Raw genomic sequence first — 24186 nt, forward strand, 5'->3', positions numbered from 1 at the left:
ATGCAGGTCGCCTGATGCTCGCCACCGTCAGCCATTTCTGGCAGCCGTTCAGCGAATTCGTGTTCATGCGCCGCGCCCTGCTCGGTGGTCTGGTGCTGGCGTGCAGCACGGCGCCCTTGGGTGTTTTTTTGATTCTTAGACGTATGAGCTTGATCGGTGACGCCGTCGCGCACGGTATTCTCCCTGGTGCAGCGCTGGGATTCTGGTTTGCCGGTTTGAGTCTTCCCGCACTCACCCTCGGTGGCTTGGGAGCCGGTCTGAGCATGGCCGGACTCGCGGCTTGGATCACCCGGCGAACGGGGTTGCGAGAAGATGCCAGCCTCGCCGCGATCTATCCGATCTCACTGGCCAGCGGCGTTTTGATCCTTGGCATCGCCGGCAAGCGCCTCGACCTTCTGCACTTGCTGTTCGGCTCAGCGTTGGCCGTAGACGGGCCGACACTGACCGGCATGCTGTGGGTATCGGCGGTCAGCCTCATGGCGATGGCGGCGATCTACAAACCTCTGCTGCTGGACACACTGGACCCATTGTTCTTGCGCACGGTCAGTCGCCTCGGGCCGCTGGCTCATGGCGTGTTCCTGACTCTGGTCGTGCTGAATCTGGTGATCGGCTTTCAGGCCATCGGCGCACTGATGGTTGTCGGCCTGATGATGCTTCCGGCTGCTGCGTCGAGATTTTGGAGTCGCCGCCTACCGCTACTGATCGCCATCGCCGCGGTCATGGGCTGCGTGTCTGTGTGGCTCGGCTTGCTGCTGTCGTTCTACTACTCGCTGCCCAGCGGCCCGGCCATCGTGCTGGTCGCGGGGGTCGGCTATCTGCTGTCGGTGGTGTTCGGACCGGTTCACGGTTTGCTGCGCCGCCCGCCTTTGCTCACATCCCAATGAGGTGTTTCCCGATGCGCGCTCTACTCGTGCTGTTCAGCCTGATGCTGTCGATGTCCTTGTCAGCCGCCGAAAAACTGCCGGTGGTCACCAGCTTCAGCATCCTTGCCGACATGGTTCATCAGGTCGGCGGCGAGCACGTTGAGATCACCAACATGGTCGGCGCGGACGCCGATGCGCACACCTACGAGCCGACACCGGACGATGCCAAGGCGTTGCTCAAAGCCAAAGTGATCATCAAGAACGGCCTCGGTTTCGAACCTTGGCTGGATCGCCTGGTGACCAGCACCGACAGCAAGGCAACGGTGATCAGTGCCAGTCGCGGGGTGATTCCACGTTCGCTCGATGAAGATGGCGAAACCGTTCCGGATCCACACGCCTGGCACAATCTGGCGAACGCTGAGTTGTACGTCGCCAACATCACCAAGGCGCTGATCGCCGCCGACCCGGCCAACAAGGCTGACTACGAGCGCAACAGCCAGACCTACCTCAAGCAGATCTATGCCCTGCTCGCCGAAGCCAAAAACAAACTCGGCGCGCTGCCGCCGGGTAATCGCAAGATCGTCACCAGCCACGATGCCTTTGGCTATCTGGGTCAGGCCTATGGCATCGACTTTATCGCGCCACAGGGTTTATCCACCGAACGCGAACCCTCCGCCGCCGAAGTCGCTGCGCTGATCACGCAGATTCGCCAGGCCAAGGTCAAGGCGGTGTTCATGGAAAACATCAAGGACGCGCGTCTGCTCAAGCAGATCGCGGATGAAAGCGGCGCACACATCGGTGGCACGCTGTACTCGGATGCACTGGCTTCCACCGGGCCTGCGAGCACCTTTACCGGGCTGTTCGAATACAACCTCAATACGCTGTACAAGGCGTTGAGTCAGCCATGACTTGAGGTGCACTTCCGATCTAATCGCGAGCAGGCTCGCTCCCACAGTTGGAATGGCTTCCAACTGTGGGCGTCGCAGAGGGTTCAAGCGCGGGGTTTTACCGTGCCGCAATCCTGACCCAGCCACACGGCACGGGTTTCCAGACTACCCTTCTGGTTGATACCGATGGCGTTGAAGGTGCCATTGGCAACGGTGGTGAATTCGCGGTCACTGAGGAATGTCGCGACGCCGGTGCCTTGGGCTTTCGGGCAGCTGAAGCGGAATTTCCACTGGTTGCCGGTGCGCTCGGTGATCTGTTGCTTGCAGCCCGATTGCGGATCGGCCAGCGGGATGTCGTTGGTCGCGACCTGCTGCGGCGTCAGGCAAGCGCGGATCCCTTTGCCGCCGATGTTGATGCCGTTCTTCTCCAGCGCAGCGCGCTGCTGCGGGGTGATCTGGCCTTGAATCTGGCCAAGGATCGATTGCACATCCATGGCCTGATCATCGACCTTCAGATTGCTCGAAGACATTTCCCACAACCCCGGCTGCAGCATTTGCGCCTGCGCAACCACCGGCAATGCCAAACCCAGGCCCAGCGCCAAACCCAGCAGACGAACGTTCATCGAGTAACTCCTGATCAGTTGTGGCCGTTAGACGCCGGCCGATTGTGTCGGTTCATGCGCCGATTAAATAGAGACATTCGGCGCAGAACATGGTCTGTTAAGCATTGCATCTCACGGAGCAAGGCTGCCCCATGGATTTTGTCGGACCGCACATTTTCGGTTATCTGATCGCCCTGTTGCACACACTCGGTTCGATCGCGGCAATCCATGCGGTGCTCACCGTGCGCACAGCGCAAGGCTCGATCGCTTGGGCATTGTCGCTGATCTTTATTCCCTACCTCACGCTTATTCCATACCTGGTATTTGGTCGCAGCACCTTCGATGGCTACATCAAGGCGCGGCGCCAGGCCAACGAGCAGATGCGCCTGGCCATTTCCGAATTGAACTGGCGCCCGTGGGTGGAGGAAGCCTTGGCCGCTCGCGCTTCGAGTGCCTACGCCTCATTGCGCGCGATGCCGAAACTGGGGCGCATGCCGTGCCTGGCGAACAACGAGGTGCAACTGCTGGTGAACGGCACCGCGACCTTCGATGCGATTTTTCAGGCGATCGCACAAGCGAAGGAAGCAGTGCTGATCCAGTTCTTCATCATTCACGACGATCGGCTCGGCCAGCGCTTGCGTGATTTGCTGTTGAAGAAAGCCGCCGAAGGCGTATCAATTCATTTGCTCTACGACCGCATCGGCAGCCATGCCCTGCCCCATCATTACGTGCAGGCGCTGCGTGATGCCGGCGTCGAGGTCAAAGCCTTTGCCACGCGCAGCGGCTGGCTCAACCGCTTTCAGGTCAACTTCCGCAACCACCGCAAAATCGTTGTGGTCGATGGCGTAGTCGGCTTTGTCGGCGGGCATAACGTCGGCGATGAATACATGGGTGAGAAGCCACCATTGGCGCCGTGGCGTGACACCCACGTCAAAGTCCGCGGGCCGGTGGTGGCCTGCATGCAGGAATCGTTCGCCGAAGATTGGTTCTGGGCTGCTCGTACTCTGCCGCCGTTGATCCTTCCGGATACATACCCGGAGGATGGCGTGCTTTGCCAATTGCTTGCCAGCGGTCCGGCCGATGCTTATGAAACCTGCTCGCTGTTTTTCGTCGAAGCCATTCACGCAGCAACACAACGGGTCTGGATTACCAGCCCTTACTTCGTCCCGGACGAAGCCGTATTTGCCGCGCTAAGGCTGGCAGTGTTGCGCGGTGTTGATGTGCGCCTGCTGTTGCCGTCGCGGCCTGATCATCGCATCGTCTATGCCGCCTCCAGCCTGTATGCCTTCGAGGCGGTGCGTGCCGGCGTGCGGGTGTTCCGCTATCGACCGGGTTTTCTGCACCAGAAAGTGGTGTTGATCGACAGCGAGATCAGCGCCATCGGCAGCGCCAACCTGGATAATCGCTCGTTCCGCCTGAATTTCGAAGTGATGTTGCTGACCGTCGACAGCGAGTTCGCCGCCGCCGTGGAACACATGCTCAATGACGATTTCGCCCAGGCCGATGAAGTGGCCAAAGAAGAAAGCCGGGAGATCCACCGCCTGCAACAGGTCGGCATGCGGATCGCCCGGCTGATTTCGCCGATACTCTGAGCGCCCCGTTTCAGGGGTGGTAGATGTCGTCGCGGGTCCAGGGCAATTCGTGGCTGCCATCCGGATGCGCCTTCACGGCGAGGATCTGATGCAGATTGATCCAGCCCCGGGCAAAGGCGTACGCGCAACCGGCCAGATACAGACGCCAGATACGCAGTGCTTGCTCAGGCACCAGTTTCGCCGCAGCTTCGAGGTTATCCTCCAGTCGCTCACTCCAGTGATCGAGCGTGCGCGCGTAGTGCAGGCGCAAGCTTTCGACATCGACGATTTCCAGCCCGGCTTCACTGATCTCGGCTGAGATCATCGCCAGATGCGGCAGCTCGCCGTTGGGGAACACGTATTTTTCGATAAAGTCGCCAGCGCCGCGTCCAACCGGGCGGCCATCGGTGTGCTTGGCGGTGATGCCGTGGTTCATCACCAGGCCGCCCTCCTTCACCGCGCCAAACAGCGTTGCGCAATACTCGGCGAGATTGGCATGACCAACGTGTTCGAACATGCCGACGCTGACAACCTTGTCGAAGCGGCCGTCCTGCGGCAGATCGCGATAGTCGAGCAATTGCAGTTCGACCTGATCTTCCAGACCCTCGGCCTTGACCCGCTCCTGCGCCAGCGCCAACTGTTCCTTGCTCAAAGTAATACCGAACACCTTTACGCCGAACTCTCGCGCCGCATACCGCGCCAGACCGCCCCAACCGCAGCCGACATCCAGCAAATACTCGCCCGGCTGCAAGCGCAGCTTGCGGCACAGATGGCGGAATTTGGCTTGCTGCGCCTGTTCGAGGGTTTCGCTACCGGTTTCGAAATAGGCACAGGAATACGCCATGTCGCTATCCAGCCAGAGCTGGTAGAACGCATTCGACAGGTCGTAGTGGTAGGAAATGGCCTTGGCGTCAGTGTCCTTGTCGTGATGCGCACGCACCGGCTGACTGCCTTCGTCTTCGTCGAGCAGCGCATTGCTCAATTCATCGCAAACCCGGATGACCTCGCTGATCGAGCCCTCCAGTTCCAGCTTGCCTTCGACGAACGCCGCACCCAGCGCATCCAGGCTTGGGTGGGTGAATTGAGTAACCATCTGCGGGTCCTTAACGACGATGGTTACACTGGGCGTCGGGCCCAGATTGAACTCATGGCCGTCCCAGAGTCGCAGGCGAAGCGGTAGCTGCAGATTCTGTAAGGCCGGTGGAAGTTGCGCGAGCATGGAAAATCCCCCCTTGTTTCAGACGTCTGATCTGAGGGTAGACCAACCTGGAAAAATAGCAGGCTATCGATTCGATCGGCCTTGTCTATCGTGATCGGCACTTCGGCTGAACGCCACAGACGACGCGCCTTACGATAGATGACTGCCTGGGCACACGGCGGTTCGATGAATTTTCTTTCATTTAGCCTGAGCGTCGAGCCTGAGCAATGGCTCCTGAAAGCGCAGCAAACGTCCGGCGTTGCCCAACACCAACAAGGTACTGAGGTTATGCAGCAGCGCCGCGATCATAGCCCCGGCCGCACCAAGCCAGCCGAACGCCGCGAAGACCACGATAGCCAGCGTCCAGCCGAGGCCGATGATCACATTGACCTGCAATGTACGCCGGCACTGACGACTCAAGCGCACGCAAGTACCGAGGCGACGCAGATCGCTGCCGATCAAGACAATGTCCGCCGACGCCAGGGCAATGTCGGCCCCGCCAGCGCCCATCGCCACGCCGACCACGCCGGCTTTGAGCGCGAGTGAATCGTTGATGCCGTCGCCTACTACCATCGGGCGGAAGCCGTAATCGATTTCCTTCAGTACGCGATTGAGTTTGTCCTCCGGAAGCGCTTGCGCTTGGACTTCGTTCAGCCCGACTTCCTGCGCCAACGTTCGCGCAACGCTCTGGCGATCCCCCGTCAGCAGGAGTTGGCGTCCCAGCCCCAATTCGCGTAACTCGTTCAAGGCAAAGCCCGCTTCCGGTTTGATGCTGTCGGCGAGCAAAAGCCAGGCGAGAAATTCACCGTTCAAAGCCAACCCGGCAATCGGCCCATCGTGCTCAGGAACAAGGATGGTTGTGATACCCAGTTGCGCGAACAACTCTGGACGACCGAGCGCAGCTTCGCCCTTCTCTGTCGTCGCCACTACGCCCAGGCCTTGGCGCTCATGGATGTTGGTCAGAGGCCAATAGGCTTCCTGATCGGCCATCCCGGCGAGTGCCCGGCTCACCGGATGACTGCTCGCCGCGCCGAGACTGGCGGCCAGTGTCTGCACTTCGGCGGTGTCCGCATTCAGGCTGTCGATCGACTGCAAACGCAAGGTGCCGTAAGTCAGCGTGCCGGTTTTGTCGACCACCAGCGAGGTCAGATCGGCGAGTTCTTCGAGGAACGCCGAGCTGCGAATCAGAATCCCGTGACGCGCGGCGACGGCGACACCGGCAATCGCCGTGGCCGGCGCCGACAGCACCAACGCACACGGACACGCCGCCACCAACACCGCGAGCATCGCCTGTGCATCATGGGTGACGAACCAGGTCACCGCCGCCAGCAGCAAGACCAGCACCATGTAGCTGCCGGCATAGCGTTCGAGCAATCGCGTGATCGGCGGTTTCGAGCGCTCGGCGTTTTGCATCAGGGCGATGACTTTGCCCAAGGTGGATTCGCCGCCGGTGCGGGTGACTTCGACGCGCAGCAATCCATCGAGGTTGATCGCGCCGCCGAATACCAGCATGCCGACGCCAGCTTCCACCGGTACCGACTCACCGGTAATCGATGCCGTATCGAGACTCGCTTGGCCGGACAACACCCGACCGTCCGCCGGCACCCGATCACCGGCCCGCACCTCGACAACATTGCCAGCGCTGAGCGTGCCGTTGTCCACTTCGATGATCGAACCGTCTGCTTGCAGCTTGCGCGCATGGCTGCGGGTCAACTGGCCAAGCGCATTAATTGCTTCCTGGGAACCGATGACGCTGCGCTCCTCGAGCACATGGCCAAAGATCATGATGATCGGCAACAACGCCGCCGTGAGCAGATCACCGGTCGCCCAGGCACCGAGCATGGCCAGCGCGATCAACTGATCGGTGATGCCGTGCAGGCTCGGGTAACGCAGGCTGTACCAAGCCGAACGCATCACCGGAACCGCTACCAGCAACGAGGCGAGACCGAGCAGCAACTGGCTGACACCGGTTTGCTCCGGGAGCATCCAGCGCCAGAGCAACCCCAGACCCAGCAATCCGAGCGCAAGCATCGCCAGGGTCAACTGACGCGCGGCGCGACGTTGTTCGGCCGAGGACAACAGGCCTGGAGCAGCGGTGGTCGCCCTCATTGACTGGCTCCTTGAATGATCAACCGGGAATCGTCTTTCGGATTGACGGTGGTGACCGACCCGGCCTGATCCAGGATCTTCGGTATGCGCTCGCGATACAGACGCAGGAGCATTTGCGGGTCGGCAGACGTCGCCAGACTCGAGACGGTTGCGGTATCGGTCGAGGCTTTTGCAAGACGCTCGCCTGCCTGCGCATGAGCCACCTGGAGCGTGCGGTCTGCCTGTTCGTTGGCGGACTGGGTAAGTTTCTCGGCATCGGTGCGCGCGTTAGCCACCGCTTTGTCAGCCTGCTGACTGGCGGTCAGAACCGCATTGAAGGCACTGACCGCTGGCTCCGGCAGACTTGATTGCACATCCACCCGCGACACCTCAATGCCAATACCCTGGCCGCTCGCCTTCAGTTCAGCGAGTCGCGCGTTGATGCCTTGCACCAGATCACCGCGCAATCGCTCACGGCGCTCGGCTGCCTGATTGTCGGCGCCGATCAATTCCGGGCGAGCGACCAGAATGGTGTCGAGATCTCGCGCGGCGGTCAGGGCCACGGCGCTGCGCGTCACCAGCCGATCGAGTGCTGGCAGCACATGTTCGCCCTGCAACACGAACGCATAGGGATCGGAGACTTGGTAAAACACTCGCACGTCCAGTTGCACTACGCCGGCATCGCCGGTCAATAAATAACCAGACCCGGCGAGTGCATCGCTCAATGGCGTGGCGAAGGACGCCACCCGGTCAGCCGTCAACGCCTCGTCACTGCGCAACAGATTTTCCACTCGGCGCTCGATCATCCGATCCGCCGCCGGCAACAGAACCACCTGTTCAAAGGGTTGCGGCCACGCCCATAACAACCCGGCATTCTGAACGCGATCAAGCGCGCCAAAGTGCAGCACCACGGCGCAGTTCTGCGGATCAATTTGCCGGACGTTCGAGAATGCCCATGCCAACGCCGCCAACACGGTGATCGCATACAGCGCGATGAAGGTCAGACGTCCGGCCTGGATCCACGGACTGTTCAACGCATGTGTTCCACGTGGAACTTCTTCGCTCATGGCTGCGATCCAGCTTTGTTGTCGAGCGTCGGTGGGCCGTCGACCAATACGCGGAAAGGTGCGGCATCGGTGCGCAGAATCAATTTGGTGTCCGGCGTGACGATGGTGCCGAGGGTATCGAGGGAGCGCAGCAGGTTATAGAGCTGCGGCGAGCTGGCGTAGGCGCGACCATAAATCTGCGCAGCCTCGACCCGTGACTGTGCTTCGATATCGGCGGCTTTCACCGTCGCATCGGCCTGGACGATTCGCGCATCGCGTTCGGCGGCAGAACGGATTTGCGCCGCTTCGCGTTTGCCAACAGCCGTGCGTTCGGTAGCAATGGTTTCACGCTCGGCGCGCATGCGGTCGACCGTGGCGCTGAGCGTGACCGATGGCAAAGTCAAACGCTCGATACCCACCTGCACAACGCGCACGCCATATGTAGCAAGCAACTGTTGATCGATCTGCTGACGCAACTGCGTTTCAAAATCGCCGATGCGCACTTGTTTGGCATCAGTGTTGACCAGATTCGCCAGATCGAAACTGCTGGCCGTGGTCTCCAGCGCTGAGCCGACAAAGGTTCGAATCTGCCGCGCCGCTTCGTCCGGCTGATTCTGCACGGCACGCATGAAACGCTGCACGTGTTCAGGATCACCCTGCACCTGCCACGCCACGTAGGCCTGAACGATGATGCGCAAACCGTCCTTGGTGCCGACGTCCTGCAAACCACTTGAGGTGGTACGTAGACGCAAGTCCACCGGAATCGCCGCTTCGAGCGGCGCAGGCCAGCGCCAGCTCAAACCGGGATCAAGCAATACCCGCGAAGGATTACCGAAACGGGTGATGACCGTGGCTTCACCGGAGCGCACTTGCACCAGACTTGCGGCGGCAATGGCAAACGCCACCAGCAACGCAGCCCAGCCCATACGCCGCCACGGAAATGGTCCGACTTCTGGCACCTCGCCGTGATGGTGGTGATGCCCATGATGATGGTGATGCCCGCCGTGGCCGTGGCCGTGGCCGTGGTCGTGGCCGCTGTGGTCGTGAACGTCATGAACAGGCGACTGGCTCAATGGGTGGCTCCTGGTTGAGCGGTGGTACGGGCGGGCGACGGATCAGTCGGCAGTGTGAAAGTACGCAGATCGATGGTTGGCGCATTTGCGCTCCCGCCAAGTCGATGATCGAGTATCAGCAACCTGGCTTTACTCAAGCCCTGACTGAGCTGGCTGAGATATTGCTCCAGCACGAAGGCCTGGCCAGCACTGGCGAAGGCTTTCTGTTCGGCGCTGAATTTCAGGTCTGCTGTTTGCGCAACGGCGTTGATCTCCCGCGCGTTTGCCGTTGCCTTATCCCGCGCCGTACTCGCCTGCAACTGCGCCTCGTTAGTGGCCTGCGCAGCCGCCCCGCGTTCGCGAGCGATCAACGCCTGCGCGCCGATCTGCGCCGCTTGCACACTGTGGTAGGCATTCGCCGCGCCGGCCGGTGGATGAATCGCTTCGACGACTGTGGAAAGGATCTCCACGCCACTGTTCAATCTGTTCAGATCGCTTTGCACTGCGCGACCGATTTCCCCAGCCAGTCCAGCCCTGTCGTCGCCGAGCAGACCGTCGAGGGTGCGCGAGGCAAAATCGTGAACCAGGATGCGGCTGGCGGTGCTGCGAATCAGTGTCGGTACATCGGCGCTGTTATAAGTCGCGGCGAGTGCCGCCTCGTCGTTCAAACCGATGCGATAAACGAAGCGCACGTCCATGTTGACGATTTGCAGGCCCTGTTGCGCGCCGCGGCTGCTGGCGATGACCTGGGATTTGTCGTTGACGTGGCTGGCGTCCCACAAACGGTTGGCGGTCAGCGGCGCCGGGCCTTCAGCGGAATCGGACTGCACGGCGATTGGCTTGTCGCCAACACTGGTTGCCAGTTCATGGACCACACCGTTTTCAACGGAGATCACACGCCCCAATGGCCAGGGCAAACCGGCATGCAAACCCGGGCCGAACACCTGTACCGGTTTACCGAAGCTCTCGTAGATGCCGCGACCGTGCAGAGGAATCTCATGTACGCCGGTCAGCAGCCAGCCGCTCAGGGCGACCACCGCCAGCACCGGCAACAAGGCCCGACGCATGTAACTGAAGGCCCAGATCTGCCGCAGATCGATGCCGAACCGATTGTGCATTTCATGCTGCAACGCCAGCCACGGCTGCGGCGGCCAGCGCAGCATATCGGCGATAAAACTACGCGCCAGCAGGGGCGGTTCCAGTTGTTCACGCCGCGGGCTGAAGACAGACAGTAACGCGCGCAGCAGCAGTTCGACGGCAACCAACATTGGCAGGACTGCGCTGAGCACCGCCACGCGTACCGGCCAGACTGCGCTTTCGCTGGCAAACAACAGACACAGCGCACCGATCAAGAGCGTGATGATCACCACCCGGGTCAGTTGCGCCAGCGCAGCCGCTTCCGGCCATTGCGCCGGCGGTTCCTGCGCCAGGTGCCGCTCCAGCACCAGCAGGGCAAACGCCAGCAACAACGCCAATGCCGCACCGATGCTCGCCGACAGCCCCAAGGCCGCCGCAGGCAACGTGAGATTCCACACCTGCTCAATACCAAGCAGAACCAGCAACGCCCAGCCGCCGAGCCACAACGTCGGCGCACCGATTTGTCCAAGCAGATGGCGGCCCTGCTGACTCAATCGCTCCAGCAGCCTTTCGTACCAGCCCTCGGCTGCAGCGCCCTCCTCCACAACGGTCGGTTGCGAAGCTGGCGGATGCATCACCCGCGCGCGCCAGTGCGTCACCCACCACGCCGATTGCAGACCGGCGACCAGCACCAGCAACGCCGCGCTCTGATTGACCAACAACGGCAACCACAGGGACTGCGGCGCAAACAGGCCGACGAAAAACGCCAGCACCCAGCCCAAACCGACCAATGCGCCGAGTCCATAAGCCAGCCGACGTAATTTGCGTGACTGCGCAGCTGCCTGCTGAAAGCGCGGCAGCCCGTTGACTGGCGTGGCGTCCAACTCAAGATCGACTTGCATAACACCCCGAAAATGTAGGCTCAGCGTTCATAGCGTTACGATATAACGCAAACTGTGAAATATTCGTACACAATTGCACTTATTCAAAGATGCCGCAGCTGTCGCTTGCCCTGAAGCCTTGACCGAAATGTCCGGCAAAGCTCATATTACGTACATAATTTTTATCGCGACTAATCTTGGCTATCCCCTTCGAGCAATCTGGAGCAAGCGCATGAGCAACTATGACGTAGTGATTCTGGGCGGCGGCCCCGGCGGTTATAACGCAGCGATCCGCGCCGGTCAGCTTGGGCTCAAGGCCGCTTGCGTCGAAGGACGTGCAACCCTCGGCGGCACCTGCCTGAATGTCGGCTGCATGCCGTCCAAAGCCTTGTTGCATGCGTCAGAGCTGTACGCCGCTGCGGTGGGCACGGAGTTCGCCAATCTCGGCATCGAGGTCAAACCGACGCTGAACCTTGCGCAGATGATGAAACAAAAAGACGAGAGCGTCGCCGGCCTGACCAAGGGCATCGAGTTTCTGTTTCGCAAGAACAAAGTCGACTGGATCAAGGGTTGGGGCCATATCGACGGCCCGGGCAAAGTGACGGTGACCGACGCTCAAGGCAACAAGAGCGAGCTCAGCGCCAAGGACATAATCATCGCCACCGGTTCCGAGCCCACTCCCCTGCCCGGCGTAGAGATCGACAACCAGCGCATCCTCGATTCCACCGGCGCGCTGTCATTGAGTGAAGTACCCAAACATCTGGTAGTGATTGGTGCCGGGGTGATCGGCCTGGAGCTGGGTTCGGTATGGCGCCGACTCGGCGCGCAGGTCACCGTGGTCGAATACCTTGATCGCATCTGCCCCGGCGTCGATGGCGAGGCCGGCAAGACCTTGCAGCGCGCGCTGAGCAAACAAGGCATTGCCTTCAAATTGAGTTCCAAGGTCACCAGCGCCACCAGTTCCGCCACAGGCGTGCAGCTGAGTGTCGAGCCTGCCGCTGGCGGCACGGCTGAACTGATCGAAGCCGATTATGTGCTGGTGGCCATCGGGCGCCGGCCGTACACCCAGGGCTTGGGGCTGGAGAACGTCGGCCTCAGTACCGACAAACGCGGCATGCTCGCCAACAAGCAACATCGCACCGAAGCCGCCGGGGTCTGGGTGATCGGCGACGTCACGTCCGGCCCGATGCTCGCGCACAAGGCTGAAGACGAAGCCATGGCCTGCGTCGAGCAGATCCACGGCAAGGCTGGCGAGGTCAATTACGCGCTGATCCCCAACGTCATCTACACCCAACCGGAGCTGGCCAGCGTCGGCCAGACCGAAGAACAGCTCAAGGCCGAGGGCCGTGCCTACAAGGTCGGCAAGTTTCCTTTCACCGCCAACAGCCGGGCGAAGATCAATCACGAAACAGAAGGCTTTGCCAAAGTCCTCGCCGACGAGCGCACGGACGAAGTGCTTGGCGTGCATCTGGTCGGGCCGAGCGTGAGCGAGATGATCGGCGAATTCTGTGTGGCGATGGAGTTCAGCGCCTCGGCCGAGGACATTGCCCTGACCTGCCATCCGCACCCGACGCGTTCGGAAGCGTTGCGTCAGGCAGCGATGAATGTCGAGGGGATGGCGACGCAGATGTAGGTTCCAAACCTTGCCGCCGTCTTCGCGAGCAGGCTCGCTCCCACTTTGGAATGCGTTCCCCCGTGGGAGCGAGCCTGCTCGCGAATGGCGCCACCCGGTCTACACCGGCAGATGCCCCAACGGCAAAGCCCCCGGCGCTTTCACCGTGTGAATGGCAAAGTTGCTGCGAATATCGCTCACACCCGGAAGCTTGAGCAGATGGCCGCTGACAAAGCGGTCATAAGCGCGCAAGTCAGGCACCACTACCTGCAACAAAAAGTCCGATTCGCCGGACACCAGAAACGCTGAGACCACCTCAGGCAACGCAGTGACGGCCGCATAAAAAGCCTCGGCGCGTTCTTCGTTGTGGCGCTCGACCTTGACCCCGACAAACACCGTCAGCCCCAGCCCGACTTCATCGCGATCCAGATTGGCCTGGTAGCCTCGAATCACCCCCGCCTCTTCCAGCATGCGCACCCGGCGCAGACACGGCGAAGCCGACAGGCCGATTTCTTCTGCCAGCTCGACATTGCTCAAACGCCCGTTGCGTTGCAGCGCGGCGAGAATCTTGCGGTCATAGGCGTCGAGTTTCATCTTTGGCAGATCCCGATAGTCTGACGGTTGAAAACCAGCAGGTTATGCCAAAGCTGCGAACAATTGAAGCCGACTACGCAAGCACCTGCCCTGCCCTCTCGCTCTAGACTGGCGCGAGCAAATCGACATCGAAAAGGGGTGTGATATGGCAAGTCTGTGGCTGTTTATTTTGACGCTGGCTGTGGTTCTGCTACTGCCGGGACCGGACATGATCCTGCTGTTGCAAACCGGTGCGCGGCAAGGTCGAGGTGCGGCGCTGGCCACCGCGCTGGGCCTGGCCATCGCCCGCGGCTGCCACGTGGCACTGGCGGCATTGGGGCTGGCGGCGCTGTTCAAAACGGCGCCGTGGACGTTTGACGTGGTGCGCATCGCCGGCGCGGCCTATCTGATGTGGATCGGCATCCAGTGTTTTCGCAGCTCGCTGGTGCCGAGCCTGCAAGCCCAAGAGCAGGTACCTGCTCCCGGCCAGCGGCGCGATGCGATCCGTCGCGGTTTGCTGACCAACCTGCTCAATCCCAAGGCGTTGCTGTTCTGCTCGGTACTGTTGCCACAGTTTATCGTCAGCGGCGGCGCGCCGGTGCTGACACAGTTCGCCGTGCTCGGCCTGGTGCTGGTCAGCGTCGGCCTGCTGTTCGACAGTGTTGTCGCCATGACCGGCGCGGCACTGGGCCGTTGGCTGCAACACAGTCCAACCGCCCAGCGCGCTCAGCAATGGCTGTTCGGCAGTCTGTTGATTGGCTTCGCCGTACGCCTGAGCTTCATTCAACAGGCCTAGCCTTTGCGCACCTTGCGCTGACGACGGGTGATCAGCAGTAGCGCAGCAACAGCGACCAGGATGACCGCGCCGATCTGCACCGGCCACTTGTACGGCCGCAGCGTCCCACGCACGGCATCGGTCACCTGGGTGACGTAGCGCTTGTCGGCATTCTCAAAATCCGGGTACGGGCATTGATTGCCGAAGTCTTGCGCCCACGGCACATAAGGACCTTCCTTGACGTAGCGCTGATACAGCGCACTCTGGTCTTCAAGGCTGCTGTTCCAGCCGGCGGCATTGCACAACACCGCAGCAAACGCCTGACTGGTGTGCGGCAAGTTATCGGCGGCGCGACTGGCCAGTGCCGTGGCGACAAAACGATAGTGATAACGCTGATCCGGTTGCGCGGCGCTGGCCTGCTGGCGCTGCACTTCCGCCGTGGAAATCAGCGGGCCGACATCCAGCTTCGTGCTCTCCAGCGCGTAATTGCCGCCGAAGGTGGCGTAATCAGGGGCCATCTCATAACCGAGGATGTCCATGCCCCACTCCCGGGCCGTCCATGCGGCGTTGTATAACGCACTGGCGCGTTTGCTCGGCCACCACGCCGACTCGGCCTTGAGCCGTTGCTCGCCATAGAGCCGGGCCTTGTGCTGCAGATCGTCACTGGCGAAATAACCGACCGCTTCCTCGTAACGCCCCTCACGCAGCAAGCGTCGACCGAGCAGATTGCGCAGATTGGCGGCCACCGACAGCGGCACATAGTTGTCGCGCTCCTGCTGCGTCAATGGCGGCGGCGCCGGCACATTCTCATCGACGTACTGCTTGAGCTCATCGACCGTCAGCACCCGCTCGGCAACGGTGGCGGCATCGAACCAGTAAAGGCTGTTGCTGCGATACAGCTGCACGAACGCTTGCAGGTATTCGCCGCGTTGCAGCGCCAGGATCGCGCTTTCGCCCTCGACCCGGCATTTTGGCTGCACCGTTTCAAACGCCCAGTCCGGCGTGCGGCGATAGCCCCAGTCTTCATTCTGTGGAAAGGCCTGGGCGGCTTTGGCGTAGGCGGCGGCAGCGGCAGTCGTGTCGCCGTCACGCACTGCCAGTTTTGCCCGCAGCCACCAGGCCAGTCCGCCGTCCTCGGCGTTTACCAGAAAGGCCTTGGCAGACGCGTAGTCGCCCTGTTGATAACTCATCGCCGCCAGTCGATCGGCATTGTCGAGGCTGCCACGGGTGCTGTTTTGCAGGAGTGTGACGAGTTTCTTTTCATTCGGCGGCTGCTCACCGAAAGACCAGCCCTGACGGCTGACCAGCGATGCCGTGACCAGTTGCTGCACTGCTGGCTGCTGCAGCAGTTTGGCCAACTGAGATTCCGGCAACTCGGCCAGTTCGTTCATCAGTTGCTTGAGCGAGGTGTAGCCGACGGCCGAACCGTGCAGGTTCTGTGCTTCGTACAGTTCGATGGCGCCGCTCCAGTCGCCCGCGCTGCGCAACGCCCGCGCCTCTTCACCGAGGCTGGCAACGCCCAGTTCCAACGGATCGCTGAAGCCGTCGATGCTCAGTTGCCGGGCCTGCCGGAAGGCATCGCGCGCTTCTTCCAGCGCTTCGATGCGATCGTGCGCCTCGTTGCTCATGGCGAAGGCGATGCGCCCGAGGGAATACGCCGCCCACGTGCTGCGCAAAGGACGCTGGTCCGCCGGCAGCGCCAGCACCTTGTTGAAATACTCCGTGGCCAATTGATGGTCGCCGGTGGCAAAGGCCACCGCGCCGGCGACGTACAAGCGGATTTCCACCGGCAGACTGGCGCCCTGTTCCTCGGCCTGACGTGCATCGCTGAGCCCGCGAAGGCGCTTGACCACAGCGTATTGCTCGACGCTCAGGCCCACCTGCTCAGCCTGTTCGCGCGCCAGTTCTGACGCGTTGTCTTCGGCATAATCGTTGGGGTTGTGGGTCGCCGCTGTGACATTTTTCAGCCCGGCAATGGTTTTACCGAGGCGACTGACTTCGAAGCTGAAACTGCCTTCGGGCAGATCGGCGAGGGTCTGCGCGCGGTTGTCGAGCAGGCGCATCGGGAAGTCCGGGCCGCAGGCCAGCGCCGAACCCAGCGGCAGGCTGAGGCTCAGGCAAAGCAGATGGCGGGGCCAGTTACGGGTCAACATGCGAACCTCCTTGATCAATATGTGCACAACGCGCCCAACCGACAGCGCGCTGTCCGCCCGCCGGCAAGCGGCCGTCACGCAGGCGGGTGAAGGTAAGCAGATTGGCACTTTGTTGCAACGAGTAACCGATGAGCGCATCGGCGCCTGCACAATCCCGCGCCTTTAGGGTGATTTGCGCGGGCCACGGGCTGTCGAGATTGCCGCGGTTATCGAGCTGGATGTCATAGAGTCCGCCCTGCTCTTTGAATGACAGGCGCAACTGACCGTTCAACACATCGCCGCGAGCCACGGCGCGCAAAGTAGTCAGGCTCCAGGCGCGACGATCGTTGGCCAGCGGCAGGCGAAACCAGATCAAACCGGTCAGATGCTCAGGCGGATCCTCGCGCAAAGTCTTGGCCAATTGGCTGAGTTGCTGCGGATCGGCGAGCAACTCCCGGCGCTGCCCGCCGCGCTCCAGTTGCACTTCGCTTTCCACTACCGGCGCGCCACCGTCATCGCTCAACAGCGCAACGCCGTAGGCCGGCAGCGCCAGATAGAACGGTTTGTCGCTGACATGTGCCCAGGCCTTGGCCCACTTCAACGCCTGCCTGGCGTCGAAAAGACCCAGTCGCGGATCGCTCACGGCGTGGACTTGCAGCACGCTGCTGTCGACGCTTCGCAACAGCGCCGGCAACTGCGCGCTATCGAGCCAGGCCGGTAGCGCGGTGATGCTCAAAGGCAACGATGGCGGCAAGACCGCACGCAAGTGTTTGAGGAATTCAGCGTACACGGGCAGCCGTGCATTGCCGGCATCGTGGTCGATTTCGATACCGTTCAGCGTGAGGCCTTGCGCTTGCCAATCGGCAATGACCTGCAGAATCTGCTCGGTGACCTGCTGCTGGTCCAGCGACTGCAACTGGCCATCGAGGCGAATCACTGCGATCAGAGCGCGACCATCAGCTTTCAACAACGCCGGATCAACCCGCGCCCTGCTCCACCGCTCGCCGGGAAAGGCCTGCAACGCCAGCACGCGCAGGGTGGAGAAATCATGGCGACTGTCGCGCAATGCCGGCTCATGCGCAGGTGTCCATTGGCGTTGCCAGACGTAGAGCTGCTGGTCGAGGGCCGGTGCGGCGTGTTGCTCGCAACCTGCCAGCAAGACGCTAAGGATCAGACCCGCAATAAACCGCATACCTTGAAAAATCCCTGAAACCACAGGGCTGCAAGGTTACACAAAACATGGCGTGAGCGAGTCGATCGTGCTGAACTCCCAGGCAAAGACCGGCAAGGTCGCGACTGTTCATGTTCAACGACCTCAGCGACACTAGCCTTGAATATGCATACGCTCATGCCAGTGCACTGGTGTTTCCATCGTTCGTCGAAGGCTTCGGTTTACCATTGGTGGAAGCCATGCAGCGAGGCTTGCCGGCTATGGGGAGCGATATAGCAGTGTTTCGTGAAATCGGCGGAGATTTTATGGCGTACTTTGACTTGCAGGACCCGCAAAGTCTCGCCAATCTGATTTGCTGCTTCCAGCGCAGCGGGCAATTTCCAGCTGTCCGCGACGTTGTCGATTGGCAATGGATTAGCTGGCGTGAAGCCAGCCTGCAACTAGTCGAACGCAGCGTACACCATTTGTTGGAAGTGCCTGAGGCGCTTCCCATGCAGTACGCATCTTGCCCTTGACGCAACGGTTCAACAGCGACTGCGCACCGGGATGCGCCATTCACCCCATTCCTGCAGATTTTGCTTGCCCGCTCAGCATTGCTGAACAACCTGTCTGGCGCGGCCTCCAGAGTGCGGCTGCGCAAATCAGACTGCGGTTTGCAACCCGGCCACCGTACGCGGCATCGCGACAAAACCCGGCAACGCTTCGATCCGTGCCAGCCAGGCGCGAACGTTGGTGTAGTCGTCCAGCGAGACATTGCCCTCCGGCGCATGGGCGATGTAGCTGTAGGCAGACACGTCAGCGATGGTCGGCTCTTCGCCCGCCAGATACGCCGTTTTGCCCAACTCCAGTTCCATGACCTTGAGCAGGTTGTGCGCACGGCCAATGACTTCCTCGGCATTCAGTTGCGCACCAAACACCGTGATCAGGCGTGCCGCCGCCGGGCCAAAGGCAATCGGTCCCGCCGCTGCCGACAACCAGCGCTGCACATGCGCTGCGCCCACCGGATCGGTCGGTAGCCAGCGTCCGTTGCCATATTTCTGCGCCAGATAAACCAGAATCGCATTGGAATCGGCTAACACCACGCCATTGTCATCAATCGCCGGCACTTGGCCGAAGCTGTTGATCGCCAGGTACTGCGGCTGCTTGTGCTCACCCTTGGCCAGATCGACGAAGATCAGCTCGGTCGGCAGTTGCAGCAGCGACAGCATCAACTCGACACGGTGGGCGTGGCCGGAACGGGGGAAGTTGTAGAGTTTGATCGCTTGCATGGTCGACTCCGCTGGAAAGTGACGTCGCTACGGGGATGAGCGCGCCGATGGAGTCATCATCTATGGGTTGCCGGAACAACAGAATAACCAGCCGCTGCAATCGATTATTTCATCTCGTGCAATAACGCCGCAGCGCTCAAGGCCGGATGCTCGCGCAGCGCCTTCACGGCGAAGTCGACAAAACTGCGGATCCGCGCCGGTGCCTTGCGCCCGCCCTGATACACCACATGAATCGGCAACGGCGGCAATTCAAACTCGGCGAGGACGATTTCCAGCTCGCCCGCTGCGACCTTGTCCGCTACTTGATAGGACAGTACTCGCGTCAGGCCCAGGCCTTTTCGCGCGGCGGTGATCGCCGACTGATTGGCCGTGACGGTCAGGCGCGGTTCGGTGCGCACACTGAGTGCTTCACCGCCGTCGAGAAACGGCCAGTTGCGTTGCTGACCGATCGCCGATGTCGCCACCACCGGCAACCCGGCCAAGGCCTGCGGATGCTCCGGGCGGCCATGTTTAGCCAGAAACCCCGGCGAAGCGCAGATTACCCGCCGCACTTCCCCGACGCGAATCGCATGCTGATTGCTGTCCGGCAGGTCACCGATGCGCACCGCGACATCAATGCCCTCCTCGACCATGTTGACGACCCGGTCCAGCAACAGCGCGTTGATCGACACATCCGGGTAACGACAGAGGTAATCGGCCATCACCGGCGTGACGAACAGATCGCCGAACAGCACCGGCGCAGTAATCGTCAACTGCCCGCGCGGCAAGGCATGGCTGCCTGCCGCCGAATCCTCGGCCTCCTGCACCTCGGCAAGAATCCGCCGGCAGTCATCGCAGTAACGTTGCCCGGCTTCGGTGAGATGCACGGTGCGCGTGGTACGCACCAGCAACTGCGTACCGATATGCTGCTCCAGCGCCGCCACCGCCCGGGTGACGCTCGCCGCCGACAGACCCAGACGCCGCGACGCCGCCGAAAAGCCTTGCTCTTGGGCGACGACAACGAAGATCTGCATTTCCTGAAAGCGGTCCATGGGATTCCTCGGCGGCGGATACGACAATCGCAGCCGAGGCTGCGATTGGGGAAGCGTAGATCATCTGTGGATAACTTATTCCACGGTCACCGATTTCGCCAAGTTGCGCGGTTGATCAACGTCGGTGCCCTTGAGCACGGCGACGTAGTACGACAACAGTTGCAACGGGATCGTATAAAGGATCGGCGAGAGAATGTCGTGGATGTGCGGCATTTGCACCACGTGGGTACCTTCGCCGTTGGTCATCGCAGCCTTCTCATCCGCGAACACGATCAACTCGCCGCCGCGAGCGCGAACTTCCTGCAGGTTGGATTTGAGCTTCTCCAGCAACTCGTTGTTCGGCGCGACGGTCACCACCGGCATGTCGTTATCCACAAGTGCCAGCGGCCCGTGTTTGAGCTCGCCGGCCGGGTAGGCTTCGGCATGGATGTAGGAGATTTCCTTGAGTTTCAAGGCACCTTCCATCGCGACCGGGAATTGCGCGCCACGGCCGAGGAACAGGGTGTGGTTTTTCTCGGCGAACAGCTCGGCGATTTTTTCCACGGTGCTGTCCATCGCCAGCGCTTCGCCGAGACGGGTCGGCAGGCGACGCAGTTCTTCGACGAGTGTGGCTTCGACGCCATTAGCCAGAGTGCCGCGCACCTGACCCAGCGACAGGGTCAGCAGCAACAGACCGACCAGTTGCGTGGTGAAGGCTTTGGTCGAGGCCACGCCGATTTCGCGGCCGGCCTGGGTTAACAGGGTCAGGTCGGATTCACGCACCAGCGAGCTGATACCGACGTTGCAGATCGCCAGGCTGGCGAGGAAGCCCAGCTCCTTGGCATTGCGCAGCGCCGCAAGGGTGTCAGCGGTTTCACCGGACTGCGAGATGGTCACGAACAGCGTGTCTGGCTGCACTACCACTTTGCGATAACGGAATTCGCTGGCGACTTCGACCTGGCACGGAATACCGGCCAGCTCTTCGAGCCAGTAACGCGCGACCATGCCGGCGTGATAACTGGTGCCGCAGGCGACGATCTGCACATTGCGCACTTTGGCGAACAGCTCGGCAGCTTGTGGACCGAAGGCCTCAACCAGCACTTGATTGTTGCCTAGCCGACCTTCGAGGGTGCGCTGGACCACGGCCGGCTGCTCGTGGATTTCCTTGAGCATGTAATGGCGGAATTCGCCCTTGTCGGCGGCTTCGGCACCGTCGGTGTACTGCACGGTCTGGCGCTCGACAGCGTTGCCGTTCACGTCCCAGATCTGCACGCTGTCGCGACGGATTTCAGCGATATCGCCTTCTTCCAAGTACATGAAGCGATCAGTGACCTGACGCAGAGCGAGTTGGTCGGAAGCGAGGAAGTTCTCGCCCAGGCCCAGGCCGATCACCAATGGACTGCCACTGCGCGCGGCGACCAGACGATCCGGTTGCTGTGCGTTGATCACTGCCAGACCGTAGGCACCGTGCAGCTCCTTGACGGTCGCTTTGAGCGCGGCAGTCAGGTCCAGTTGTTCCTTGAGATTGTGGGTCAGCAGGTGGGCGATGACTTCGGTGTCGGTGTCCGAGCTGAACGCATAGCCCAGCGCTTTCAGCTGTTCGCGCAGGGCTTCGTGGTTCTCGATGATGCCGTTGTGCACCACCGCAATGTCACCGGAAAAATGCGGGTGGGCATTGCGCTCGCACGGCGCGCCATGGGTAGCCCAACGGGTGTGGGCGATACCGAGACGGCCGGCCAGCGGGTGTTCGGCCAGCGCGGTTTCCAGTTCGCTGACCTTGCCCGGACGGCGCATGCGTTCCAGGGTCTGGTCGTTGGTATAAACCGCCACACCGGCGCTGTCATAGCCGCGGTATTCGAGGCGCTTCAGGCCTTCGAGAAGGATGGCGGTGATATTACGTTCAGCTACTGCGCCGACAATGCCACACATGGTTATTTCTCCTGACTGACAGCCGCACAGATCAAAGTGATCCCACGGGCCTGAAGCTGATCGCGTGCCTCGACGGGCAGGCGATCATCGGTAATGAGGGTATGGATGCTGCTCCAGGGCAGCTCCAGGTTGGGAATCTTGCGACCGATCTTGTCGGCCTCGACCATGACGATCACTTCTCGCGCAACGTCGGCCATCACCCGGCTGAGGCCGAGCAGTTCATTGAAGGTGGTGGTGCCGCGCACCAGATCGATACCGTCAGCGCCGATGAACAGTTGATCGAAGTCGTAAGAGCGTAGTACCTGCTCGGCGACCTGGCCCTGAAAGGATTCCGAGTGCGGATCCCAAGTGCCGCCGGTCATCAGCAGCACTGGCTCGTGTTCCAGTTCGCTCAAGGCATTGGCGACATGCAGCGAGTTGGTCATCACCACCAGACCCGGTTGCTGGCCCAGTTCGGGAATCATCGCGGCGGTGGTGCTGCCACTGTCGATGATGATGCGCGCGTGCTCGCGGATGCGTTTGACCGCCGCGCGGGCGATCGCCTGCTTGTACTTGGAAATACTCTGCGCCGTTTCTGCGAACAGCTCTTGCGGCATGGTGATCGCCCCGCCGTAACGACGCAGCAACAGACCATGGGTTTCCAGCGCCGCGAGATCCTTGCGAATCGTAACTTCGGAAGTTTCGAAACGCTTGGCCAGCTCGTCGACACTGACTTCGCCCTGCTCATTGAGCAAGGCGAGAATGTTATGGCGACGTTGAGGAGTATTGCGCTTGGACATGGCAGCTTAAGTTTCGATTCGAAAGATAACGCAAGCAATGAAACTCTATCGAAAGGTTGCCGTCAAGACGCGGGGAGAAAAATTCAGAAAGATTGAAACGACTGTGGGAGCGAGCCCGCTCGCGAAAGGGAGTCTCGGCCACTGAAGACGTGACTGACAAACCGCATTCGCGAACAGGCTCGCTCCCACAGGAGGTTGTGGATAAATCAGGATTTTTTGATTTTTTCCGGCCGCTTCCAGCCGTCGATGTTCTTCTGACGGGCTCGGCCAACCGCCAACTGAGCGTTATCCACATTTTGCGTGATGGTCGAGCCGGCAGCAGTAGTTGCACCATTGGAAATATCCACAGGCGCGACCAGCGAGTTGTTGGAGCCGATGAAAACGTCAGCGCCCAACACGGTTTTCCACTTGTTCGCGCCATCGTAGTTGCAGGTGATGGTGCCGGCGCCGATGTTGGTGCGTGCGCCGATTTCGGCATCGCCCAGATAGGTCAGATGGCCAGCCTTGGCACCCTCGCCCATGTGGGCGTTTTTCAGCTCAACGAAGTTACCGACATGGGCGCGCGCTTCGAGCACAGTGCCCGGGCGCAAACGCGCGAAGGGACCGGCGTCGCTGCCTTCACCGAGAATGGCACCTTCGATATGACTGTTGGCCTTGATTACCACGCCTTTGCGCAGGGTACTGTCCTTGATCACGCAGTTCGGGCCGATCTGTACGTCGTCTTCAATGATCACCTTGCCTTCCAGGATCACGTTGATGTCGATCAGCACATCGCGGCCTACGCTGACTTCGCCACGCACATCGAAACGCGCCGGGTCACGCAGGGTCACGCCCTGAGCCATCAGGCGACGGCCGGCGCGCAACTGGTAATGACGCTCCAGTTCAGAGAGCTGCTTGCGATCATTGGCGCCCTGCACTTCCATCGGGTCGTGCGGCTGTTCGGTGGCAACCACCAGACCATCGCTGACCGCCATTTCGATCACGTCGGTGAGGTAGTACTCGCCCTGCGCATTGTTGTTCGACAGGCGGCTCATCCAGTCCGCCAGACGATCGGCCGGCACAGCGAGGATGCCGGTGTTGCCTTCGGTGATCGCACGTTGCGCTTCGCTGGCGTCTTTGTGCTCGACGATTGCCGCGACCTTGCCGTCAGCATCACGCACGATGCGGCCGTAACCGGTCGGGTCATCCAGCTCGACAGTGAGCAAACCCATCTGGCCCGGCACGACATGCTTGAGCAGACGTTGCAGGGTTTCCACTTCAATCAGCGGCACATCGCCGTAAAGAATCAGCACAGTGTCGGCATCAATGAACGGCACCGCCTGGGCGGTGGCATGGCCAGTGCCCAGCTGCTTGTCCTGCAACACGAAATTCAGGTCATCAGCTGCCAGACGCTCACGCACCACATCGGCACCGTGACCGATCACCACGTGAATGCGCTGTGGATCAAGTTGCCGAGCGCTGTGGATAACATGGCCGAGCATGGAGTTGCCGGCAATCGGGTGCAGCACTTTGGGCAGCGCCGAGCGCATGCGAGTGCCTTGACCGGCCGCGAGGATAACGATTTCGAGAGACATGACTGGCTACCAATCCTGGGTGGTCAGCAACTGCGACCGGTTTGTGGGAATTCGGAAAAGAAAAAAGGGTAGCCGAGGCTACCCTTTTTTATCAATCG

General features: G+C 61.1%; 19 protein-coding genes and 1 pseudogene. 6 read left to right on the forward strand and 14 right to left on the reverse strand.

The window, feature by feature from the left end; translation table 11 throughout:
* The first annotated feature begins 14 nt into the window (after positions 1-14).
* Complete coding sequence (locus D8U82_RS24495; RefSeq protein WP_024014863.1) at positions 15-884, forward strand: metal ABC transporter permease; 870 nt, start codon at positions 15-17, stop codon at positions 882-884.
* Positions 885-895: 11 nt separating this feature from the next.
* Positions 896-1771, forward strand: coding sequence for a metal ABC transporter substrate-binding protein (locus D8U82_RS24500; RefSeq protein WP_130903159.1), 876 nt, complete (start codon positions 896-898; stop codon positions 1769-1771).
* Between the two features lie 83 nt (positions 1772-1854).
* Here D8U82_RS24500 and D8U82_RS24505 read toward each other — a convergent pair whose 3' ends face one another.
* Positions 1855-2373 (reverse strand): DUF3617 domain-containing protein, encoded by a 519-nt coding sequence (locus D8U82_RS24505; protein ID WP_016772436.1) that lies wholly within the window; start codon positions 2371-2373, stop codon positions 1855-1857.
* A 131-nt stretch (positions 2374-2504) separates the two neighbouring features.
* Here D8U82_RS24505 and cls point away from each other — a divergent pair, with 131 nt between their 5' ends.
* On the forward strand, positions 2505-3944 hold the full coding sequence (cls, locus tag D8U82_RS24510) for a cardiolipin synthase (protein ID WP_130903160.1): 1440 nt from the start codon (positions 2505-2507) through the stop codon (positions 3942-3944).
* Between the two features lie 10 nt (positions 3945-3954).
* Here the strand turns inward: cls and cfaB are convergent, their stop codons facing one another.
* The 5 genes from cfaB to D8U82_RS24535 form a co-directional block, all read right to left on the reverse strand.
* Entirely contained in the window at positions 3955-5142 is a 1188-nt protein-coding gene (cfaB, locus tag D8U82_RS24515) for a C17 cyclopropane fatty acid synthase CfaB (RefSeq protein ID WP_122612801.1), read from the reverse strand.
* A gap of 177 nt (positions 5143-5319) precedes the next feature.
* A complete protein-coding gene (locus D8U82_RS24520) occupies positions 5320-7230 on the reverse strand; it encodes a cation-translocating P-type ATPase (protein WP_130903161.1) in 1911 nt (636 codons plus the stop codon).
* Positions 7227-8276 (reverse strand): protease modulator HflK, encoded by a 1050-nt coding sequence (locus tag D8U82_RS24525; RefSeq protein WP_130903162.1) that lies wholly within the window; start codon positions 8274-8276, stop codon positions 7227-7229. Before D8U82_RS24525 ends, D8U82_RS24520 begins: the two co-directional genes overlap by 4 nt.
* Positions 8273-9328, reverse strand: coding sequence for a protease modulator HflC (locus D8U82_RS24530; protein ID WP_130903163.1), 1056 nt, complete (start codon positions 9326-9328; stop codon positions 8273-8275). Before D8U82_RS24530 ends, D8U82_RS24525 begins: the two co-directional genes overlap by 4 nt.
* On the reverse strand, positions 9325-11286 hold the full coding sequence (locus tag D8U82_RS24535) for a protease modulator HflK (protein ID WP_130903164.1): 1962 nt from the start codon (positions 11284-11286) through the stop codon (positions 9325-9327). The genes D8U82_RS24530 and D8U82_RS24535 overlap by 4 nt, the downstream gene beginning before the upstream one ends.
* 211 nt (positions 11287-11497) lie before the next feature.
* Between D8U82_RS24535 and lpdA the strand changes: the two genes are divergently transcribed.
* Positions 11498-12898, forward strand: a complete 1401-nt coding sequence (lpdA, locus tag D8U82_RS24540) for a dihydrolipoyl dehydrogenase (RefSeq protein ID WP_016772429.1) — start codon at positions 11498-11500, stop codon at positions 12896-12898.
* Positions 12899-12997: 99 nt separating this feature from the next.
* On the opposite strand, the gene D8U82_RS24545 is transcribed toward lpdA, so the two are convergent.
* Complete coding sequence (locus D8U82_RS24545) at positions 12998-13471, reverse strand: Lrp/AsnC family transcriptional regulator (RefSeq protein ID WP_129998005.1); 474 nt, start codon at positions 13469-13471, stop codon at positions 12998-13000.
* A gap of 145 nt (positions 13472-13616) precedes the next feature.
* Here D8U82_RS24545 and D8U82_RS24550 point away from each other — a divergent pair, with 145 nt between their 5' ends.
* Complete coding sequence (locus tag D8U82_RS24550) at positions 13617-14246, forward strand: LysE family translocator (RefSeq protein ID WP_130903165.1); 630 nt, start codon at positions 13617-13619, stop codon at positions 14244-14246.
* On the opposite strand, the gene D8U82_RS24555 is transcribed toward D8U82_RS24550, so the two are convergent.
* A complete protein-coding gene (locus D8U82_RS24555; protein WP_024014872.1) occupies positions 14243-16378 on the reverse strand; it encodes a hypothetical protein in 2136 nt (711 codons plus the stop codon). The genes D8U82_RS24550 and D8U82_RS24555 overlap by 4 nt on opposite strands.
* Positions 16365-17549 (reverse strand): DUF3142 domain-containing protein, encoded by a 1185-nt coding sequence (locus D8U82_RS24560; RefSeq protein WP_130903166.1) that lies wholly within the window; start codon positions 17547-17549, stop codon positions 16365-16367. Before D8U82_RS24560 ends, D8U82_RS24555 begins: the two co-directional genes overlap by 14 nt.
* A gap of 101 nt (positions 17550-17650) precedes the next feature.
* Between D8U82_RS24560 and D8U82_RS24565 the strand changes: the two are divergent.
* A pseudogene (locus D8U82_RS24565) lies at positions 17651-18043 on the forward strand (glycosyltransferase); the annotation flags it as partial.
* Positions 18044-18169: 126 nt separating this feature from the next.
* On the opposite strand, the gene D8U82_RS24570 reads toward D8U82_RS24565, so the two are convergent.
* The 5 genes from D8U82_RS24570 to glmU all read right to left on the reverse strand — a co-directional run bounded on the left by D8U82_RS24570 (position 18170) and on the right by glmU (position 24088).
* A complete protein-coding gene (locus D8U82_RS24570) occupies positions 18170-18796 on the reverse strand; it encodes a glutathione S-transferase (protein WP_130903167.1) in 627 nt (208 codons plus the stop codon).
* A gap of 104 nt (positions 18797-18900) precedes the next feature.
* Entirely contained in the window at positions 18901-19827 is a 927-nt protein-coding gene (locus tag D8U82_RS24575) for a LysR family transcriptional regulator (RefSeq protein ID WP_130903168.1), read from the reverse strand.
* A 75-nt stretch (positions 19828-19902) separates the two neighbouring features.
* Positions 19903-21735 carry a glutamine--fructose-6-phosphate transaminase (isomerizing) gene (gene glmS, locus D8U82_RS24580; protein ID WP_130903169.1) on the reverse strand — a complete coding sequence of 611 codons (1833 nt, stop codon included), beginning with the start codon at positions 21733-21735 and terminating at the stop codon, positions 19903-19905.
* 2 nt (positions 21736-21737) lie between these two features.
* A complete protein-coding gene (locus tag D8U82_RS24585; protein WP_130903170.1) occupies positions 21738-22514 on the reverse strand; it encodes a DeoR family transcriptional regulator in 777 nt (258 codons plus the stop codon).
* Between the two features lie 206 nt (positions 22515-22720).
* Positions 22721-24088, reverse strand: a complete 1368-nt coding sequence (glmU, locus tag D8U82_RS24590) for a bifunctional UDP-N-acetylglucosamine diphosphorylase/glucosamine-1-phosphate N-acetyltransferase GlmU (RefSeq protein ID WP_016772408.1) — start codon at positions 24086-24088, stop codon at positions 22721-22723.
* Between the last annotated feature and the right edge of the window lie 98 nt (positions 24089-24186).

It is taken from the genome of Pseudomonas sp. Sample_23, assembly GCF_004307595.1.
GTDB lineage: Bacteria > Pseudomonadota > Gammaproteobacteria > Pseudomonadales > Pseudomonadaceae > Aquipseudomonas > Aquipseudomonas atacamensis.